Below are 6,715 nucleotides of genomic sequence, written 5' to 3'. Positions count from 1 at the left end.
CCTCGGTGATCCCGCATCCGAAGCTGTTCCAGCTGTTCCAGCCCATCGGTGGGGTGAGCGCGGGGCTGCCCGGCGCGGCCTCGGCGGTCGTGCCGGCGGAGGCGGTGACGCAGGCGGTGAGCGTCAGTGCGGTGGCTGCGAGGAGACGCAGCAGCCGACTGTGTCCGGGAACCATGGGGAGTTCCTTCCTGGGAGGCGAAGTGGAAGCCACTCGTTGGCGGGCCGGATGGGCACGGTCACGAGTTGGTGATCACGTGCGCGGGTCAGCGCTGCAGGGTGAGGACGCCCGGCCGGTACGGCCACCGCTCGTAGGGGGTGTTCACCTCTGAGTTGGGGGCCTTGCCCTGGTAGAGGAACTGCAGGTTGCAGGGGTCGATGGTCATGGTCTGGTCGGGGTTGTTGCGGACCAGGTCACCGTGGCTGATGTCGTTGGTCCAGGTGGCACCGCTGTTGGCCTTGCCCGCGAAGGGGTTGCTCTCGGTGGCGGCCCGCGGGGTCCACGTACCGTTCAGGCTGGTGGCGGTGAACGAGCGGAAGTAGCGCCCGTTCGCACCCCTCGCCTCTACGATCATGAGGTACTGGTTCTGGCCCTGGACCTTGTAGACCTGCGGCGCCTCGAACAGGTTGTCCGCCGTGTCGCTCATGATCGTCGTGTACGAGGAGCCGAAGCTGCCCGGGAAGTTCCCGATCGGCATGCTCGCCCGGTAGATCTTGCCGTTGTCACCGGCGAAGAACAGGTACATGTTCTGGTCGTCGGCGATCAGGGTCTGGTCGATCGGGCCGGTGGGGGAGCCGGAGATGCTGCCGGTGAACAGCGGCTGCGGGGCGGACCAGCCGTTGGGGTTGGTGGGGTCGCTCGACGTGCGGTAGATGAAGGGCCAGGCACCCCACTGGTAGGCCAGCACCCAGATGTTCTTGGGTGCGAAGTAGAACAGCGTGGGCGCCACCGCGTCCTGGTTCATGCCGGTCTGGGTGGCCGTCGCCATGTCCGACCAGTTCGTGAAGGGACTGAATGCCATCGAGCCCCACGACCCCGACGTCGACCAGTTCGTCCCGTAGACCAGGTGCCTGCCGTTGTACGGCACGGTGGTGAAGTCCTTCAGCGAGGCCCACCCGTTCGACGGCTGTGCCAGCGCACCCGTCGACGTCCACCGGTAGGTCGACGGAAGAGCACACGTCCCGCTCGGCGGTGCGGACAGGCCGGTCCACTTCTGGTTGTTGCCGCCGTTGCACGTCGAGATCTCCACCGCCGTGCCGTTTGCCGTACCGGAGCCCGTGACGGCCAGGCACAGCCCGGACTCCACGCCGACGACCGTGCCGTCGGAGTTCACCCGCCACTGCTGGTTCGCACCGCCGTTGCAGGACCAGATCACCACCCGGGTGCCGGGCGCGGTGGCGTGGCCCGGAACATCCAGGCACTTGTTGCCGTACACGGTCAGCTGGTTGTTGTCCGTCAGTGTCCACTGCTGGTTGGTCCCGCCCCAGCAGTCCCAGATCTGCAGGTTCGTGCCGTCGGTCTGGACGGCGCCCGGGACATCGAGACACCGGCCGGAACCCACACCGCGCAAGGCGCCGCTGGTGGCCGCCTGAGCCGGGTTGGCGACGAGCGTCGCCGCCGAAGCGACCAGGGCCGCGAGTACCACGGACAGATGTCTGCGGCTGAAAGTGCGTCTGGGCATGCGGGCCTCATTCCTTGAGTAAGCGGTTCCGGTCGGCCGTGTCAGTGGCTGTCCGGACTGTCCACGGTGTTGCGGTCCGATGCTGTTCGTTATTTCGAACAAGGGTCGAAGTGTCGAGCAGACTTGGATGATGGAGAACGGCCAAGGCTTACTTCACTGGAAGGTGATGTCCGATTACGGCGTACATCTGTGCGGCTCGGCAACGAGGCCCGGGGTCCGTGGGCCTCTCGGCCCCCAGTGGTCCGCTCCACTGGTACATGGGATGGATTAACAGGTACGAACGTCGCTCGTGTCTAGCCTTGCGACGCAAATTCCACTCAACTCCGAGTTGAGCGTGCGGTCGGCATCCTGGCGGCCAGGGCAAACATGGGTTGTTCCGCAAAGGGGCGGTCTGCGCAATGCCTGACGATCGCTCAGGAACTGCTCGGGGACACGGTTGTTGCCCTCTCCGCGCTCGTCGACGGCACCGGGGGCGGGTCCGTCGGGTGCGGGCGGCTTGCGGCGTGCTCCTCGCCCGTTCGTCGTCAGCCGGTCGGCTGTACCCGGCTGAAGCGGCCCGCGACATGGAGGTCCGCCTCGATGCGGGTGACTGTTTCGCGGAGTTCCGGCAGGACCTCGCGTACGCACTCCTGAGCCGTACGGCGGCTGCTGTGCATGGCGACGTTCACGGCTGCCACCACCCGGCCCCCGCGCTCCCGCACCGGAACGGCGACCGAGCGCAGGCCCTCCTCCAGCTCGCCGTCCACCAGGGCGTATCCGTCGCGCCGTACGCGGTCCAGGGCCGCTGTCAGGTCGTCGGCGGGGCGCTGCGGAAGGTCGGCCAGCATCACGCGGCCCAGCGACGTGGCGGACGCCGGAAGCCGCGCGCCCACCGTGACATGGGCGCTCAGGATGCGTGTCGTGGCCGCTCGGGCGACGTACTGGATCTCGTCGCCGACGAGGACCGCGAGGGACGCCGAGTCGTGCAGCCGGGCGGAGAGAGCGGTCAGGTGCGGCGCCGCGATCTCGGACAGCGGCAGCCTCGACAGCGGCGGGAAGCCCAGTCCCAGCACCCTCGGCGTGAGCCGGAAGACACGGCCGTACGACTCCACGTACCCGAGGTGCTCCAGCGTGATAAGCGCACGCCGGGCCGTGGCCCGGGCGAGCCCCGTGGCCTGGGCGACATCCGTCAGCGTCAGCTCCGCCCGGCCCTCGCCGAACGACGTGATCACGGTCAGCCCGCGGGCCAGCGACTCGACGAACTCCCGGCCCAGTTCCTGCTTCGAGGCGCCGGTCCACGCGGCCAGCCCGGACGGCGCGACCGGCCTGCCGGCCGGGGGCGGAGTATCGCGCAGCACCCGCTCCATCACGTCCACGGTCGCCCGCAGGCGTGGCAGCAGCACCTCCCGCAGTGACTCGGCCGTGTGCCGGCTGGTGTGGCTGACCACGCTGGCCACACATGCGATACGGCCGATATGGCCTGCGCCGGCACCCGCAGGCACGTGAGCACGCTGAGCACCGGCAGGCCCTCCGGCACCGGCGGGTACTCCAGCACCGGCCGGTACGCCGGCACCCGCACGTCCTCCGGCGCGCCCTCCCGCGCCCCCGCCCCCGCCCAGGTCCCGGACCGGTACCGACACCGCCACCAGCCCCGGCTCGATCAACTGGTCGTCCAGCGCCCATCCCCGGGCCGCCGCCGACGCCACCCGCTCCTCGAACGCGTCGTACGCGCCGGCCCGCGGCGGCACGGCGGGGAAGCCGCGTCCCTCGGGGTCGGCCTCGCGCCGGGCCCGCCACCGTTTCCATTCCGGTTCGTCCCACTCGGTGGCGAACAGGGAGCCCGGCGCGGTGCGTTCGGCGGGGAGGAGGTCGCCGATGCGGAAGCTGAGGGACATCGCGCGGCGCCGGGTGGCCTGGTGGATGAAGCGGATGCCGTCCCTGTCCGCGACCGCCAGCGACACCGACTCGTCCAGTTCGTCGGCCAGCGCGTCCGCGTGGGCGTCCAGCAGCGCCGGCAGCCGCAGGGCGGCCAGGTAGGCGTTGCCCAGCTCCATCAGGCGGGGGGCGAGCACGGCGTCCCGGCCGTCCAGCCGTACGTACCCCCGGCGGGCCAGCGTCGACGTGATGCGGTCGACCGTGGAACGCGCCAGCCCCGTGGCCTTCTCCAGCCCGCTGAGACTCGACACACCGCCCGCCTCGGTGAGCCGCAGCAGCACGGTGATCCCCCGTATGAGGGGAGTGACCGCTTCCGGGGGAGCCGCCGCTTCGGGGGGAGCGACCACGTTCGGGGGAGCCACCGCTTCCGGGGGAGCGACCGCCTCGGTGGGTGCCTCGGAGTCCGGGCGTGCGCTCGGGACGTTCGGGAACATGGGGTCACCGTAATGCGGGTCCCCGGGGAGCCGTGGCCCTACTGCCGCGTCACCCGCACCCGGTGGTTCCCCTCAGGGGCGGTCGCCACGATCCTGATCGTGACCCCGGAGCGTGGATCGCGGAAGGACTCACCGGGAACGAAGGTCGCGTCGGAGAGCTCCGCGTGCACGTTGGGGCTGTGGGCGCAGCCGCCGCTGTCGCGCCGGGAGTCGTACACCCGCACCGGGCCGTTCCCCGTGTCGACGGTCGCGTCGACCTTGTAGATGAGGATGCCGGGGCGGCACACGGAGGCGTCGTTGCCCCCGCGCACCCTGAGTTCGAGCGCGTACCCGGTACGGGCGTTCAGGGGCACGAAGACCAGCTTGGCGCCGCCGCGCCGGGGCAGCGGGGTGAGCGTGTACTCGACGGTGCCCGGCGTGGTCGCACAGCTCACCTGCGCGTCGTCCAGCCAGCCCAGCTTCCACTTGTGCCAGCCGAGCAGGTCGTTGTCGACGCCCCAGTCCTCACTCATGATGTCCCAGTGCCCGACCGCGCCGCCGCCGTCCTGGGTGTAGAGGTCGGGCAGCCCGAAGGCGTGGCCGTTCTCGTGGGGGAGCACGCGGTAACCGGTCTCGGAGTAACTGCCGGAGCCGTCGTCCTGGCGGCTGTAGACGAACGACGCGTTGGCGACCGGGACGCCGTCGGCGACGGGCGCCTCACGGTTGCCCGCGAAGGTCACCGACAGGACGGTGTCGAGGGCGGAGGGGCCCGCGTTGGGGGTGACCAGTACGTTCAACAGGTCGTACTGGCGGAAGTCCACGATCGGGTCGGCCTCGGCCACGAGGTCCTCGACCAGCCTGCGGTAGTCCGGGTCGAAGGGGGCGCCGCGCTCTATGCCGTACTCCTCGAACGACTTCGGCATGCGCAGCCAGTCGCGGATCGGGGCCTCCGGACGGTAGTCGAGCCTGCCGTACGAACTGGTGGCGAACCATGCCCGGGTCTGCGGTGCGAACTCCGCGAGACGCTCCAGGGCACTGCCCTCGCCGGGGGCGTCCGAGAAATCGATCATCAGATTGAGGGCGCGGATGGTGCCGGTGGACCGGGAGTAGCCGGGCCCGGTCGGTATGCCCTCCGACATCTGTACCTCGGGCGGGCCACTGATCCTGCAGGGGGCGAGCGCCGTGCGGCGGCCCAGTGCCGCGGAGCCGGCGGCTGTCGTGGGGTCCGGCCCCAGATGCCCGGTGCCCGCGGAGCTGCTGACGGCGAGCGTGAGCGCGGTGACGGAGGCGAGCGCGGCGAGGCGACGCGGGCGTATGCCGTTCCGGCGTACCCGCGGCGGGCGTATACGGCCCGGGCGTGTGCGGCCCGACGAGCGTGTACGCAGCAGGCGTGTGAGGCATGGGCGTGTGAGCAACAGCCGTGTGAGGCCCGGGCGTGTGAGACCCGGGCGTGTGCGCTCGGAGGGCCTGCGACGAAGGCGGAGGCGACTGGCGTGTTGGTGACCGGTGCGTATGCGACCGGCGCGTATGCGATCGGCGGGCGTGCGACCGGCAGGCGTGCCAACGGGCGTGCGACCAACGGGCGTGCGACCGGCGGGCGTGCCACCGGCGGACGTGCCAATGGGCGTGCCACTGGCGGGCGTGCCAACGGGCGTGCGACCGGCGGGCGTGCGGCGGCCCGGGCGCCGAAGGGCGGAGCGTGTCCAGCGGCTGGTCGGCTGCATGCAGGGACCTTTCGCTCCACGGCAGCCGCCGTCTCGGGCTGCACCCTTCCGATCACCCTGTGTCGTGGGCGGCGCGAACGCGCGTTGGAAGAGGCCGGTCGCGTGATTTCCGGGCGGAAGAGGTGTGATGGGGGTCACATGGAATTCGTGGCCGCGGCTGAAATATCCGGGGACTGCTTCCCCGTTTAGTCATGTGTCCGAGCGAAACGGGGAGGTGCTCCCCGGATCGACGGGACTCACAGGAACCTCACCAAGGAGTACGCCGTGCAGACCGCCATCCCCGCAGAGCGCAAGGTGTCCCGCCCGCGGGCCGACGCCCTGCGCAACCGGGAGCGGATCGTCACCGCCGCCCGGGAGATGTTCGTCGAGGACGGCCCCGAGGTGCCGCTGGACGAGATCGCCCGCCGGGCAGGCGTCGGCAATGCCACGGTGTACCGCAACTTCCCCGACCGGCATGCACTGGTACGCGAGGTCGTCTGCTCGGTCATCGACCGTACGGCCCGGGCGGCCGAGCTCGCGCTCACCGAGACGGGTGACGCCTTCGAGGCGCTCTCCCGCTTCGTGCACGTCTCCGCCGAGGAGCGGATCAGCGCGCTGTGCCCGATGATGTCCGCCGGCTTCGACAAGAACCACCCGGATCTCGAGGCCGCGCGTGAGCGGGTCGAGCGGTTGGTCGAGGCACTCATGGAGCGCGCCCGGGCGGCCGGGCAGCTCCGCGCGGACGTGGGCGTCGGTGACCTGATGGTCGCGGTCGCCCAGCTCAGCAGGCCTCCGGCCGGCGCGGCGTGCCTGAGCGCCGACCGTTTCGTCCATCGCCATCTGCAGCTGTTCGTGGACGGACTGCGGGCTCCGGCACGCTCCGAACTGCCGGGGACCCCGGCGACCATGGAGGACCTTCGGCAGACCTGACGAGACGAGCCCCGACCGACCTGTCCGCACCGATCTGCCTTCACCAACCGTTCCTGATCGACCGGTTCCAACCAGC

At 70.7% G+C, this 6,715-nt stretch carries 4 protein-coding genes and 1 pseudogene; 1 reads left to right on the top strand and 4 read right to left on the bottom strand.

What is annotated here, in order from left to right; all coding sequences use genetic code 11:
* The 4 genes and pseudogenes from ACZ49J_RS24700 to ACZ49J_RS24685 all read right to left on the bottom strand — a co-directional run.
* Nucleotides 1–175: pseudogene (locus ACZ49J_RS24700) on the bottom strand (alpha-galactosidase); the annotation flags it as partial.
* Nucleotides 176–263: 88 nt separating this feature from the next.
* On the bottom strand, nucleotides 264–1,679 hold the full coding sequence (locus tag ACZ49J_RS24695) for a non-reducing end alpha-L-arabinofuranosidase family hydrolase (protein WP_467457311.1): 1,416 nt from the start codon (nucleotides 1,677–1,679) through the stop codon (nucleotides 264–266).
* A 524-nt stretch (nucleotides 1,680–2,203) separates the two neighbouring features.
* Nucleotides 2,204–4,027, bottom strand: a complete 1,824-nt coding sequence (locus tag ACZ49J_RS24690) for an IclR family transcriptional regulator domain-containing protein (RefSeq protein ID WP_467457313.1) — start codon at nucleotides 4,025–4,027, stop codon at nucleotides 2,204–2,206.
* Nucleotides 4,028–4,065: 38 nt separating this feature from the next.
* Nucleotides 4,066–5,145 carry a M6 family metalloprotease domain-containing protein gene (locus ACZ49J_RS24685; protein WP_467457315.1) on the bottom strand — a complete coding sequence of 360 codons (1,080 nt, stop codon included), beginning with the start codon at nucleotides 5,143–5,145 and terminating at the stop codon, nucleotides 4,066–4,068.
* Nucleotides 5,146–5,994: 849 nt separating this feature from the next.
* Here ACZ49J_RS24685 and ACZ49J_RS24680 point away from each other — a divergent pair.
* Nucleotides 5,995–6,639 carry a TetR/AcrR family transcriptional regulator gene (locus ACZ49J_RS24680; protein ID WP_467457317.1) on the top strand — a complete coding sequence of 215 codons (645 nt, stop codon included), beginning with the start codon at nucleotides 5,995–5,997 and terminating at the stop codon, nucleotides 6,637–6,639.
* The last annotated feature ends 76 nt before the right edge of the window (nucleotides 6,640–6,715 follow it).

Source organism: Streptomyces sp. NPDC030840 (assembly GCF_055572015.1).
Note: the sequence above shows the minus strand (reverse complement) of the source record. Positions and strands in the feature narration are given on the sequence as shown.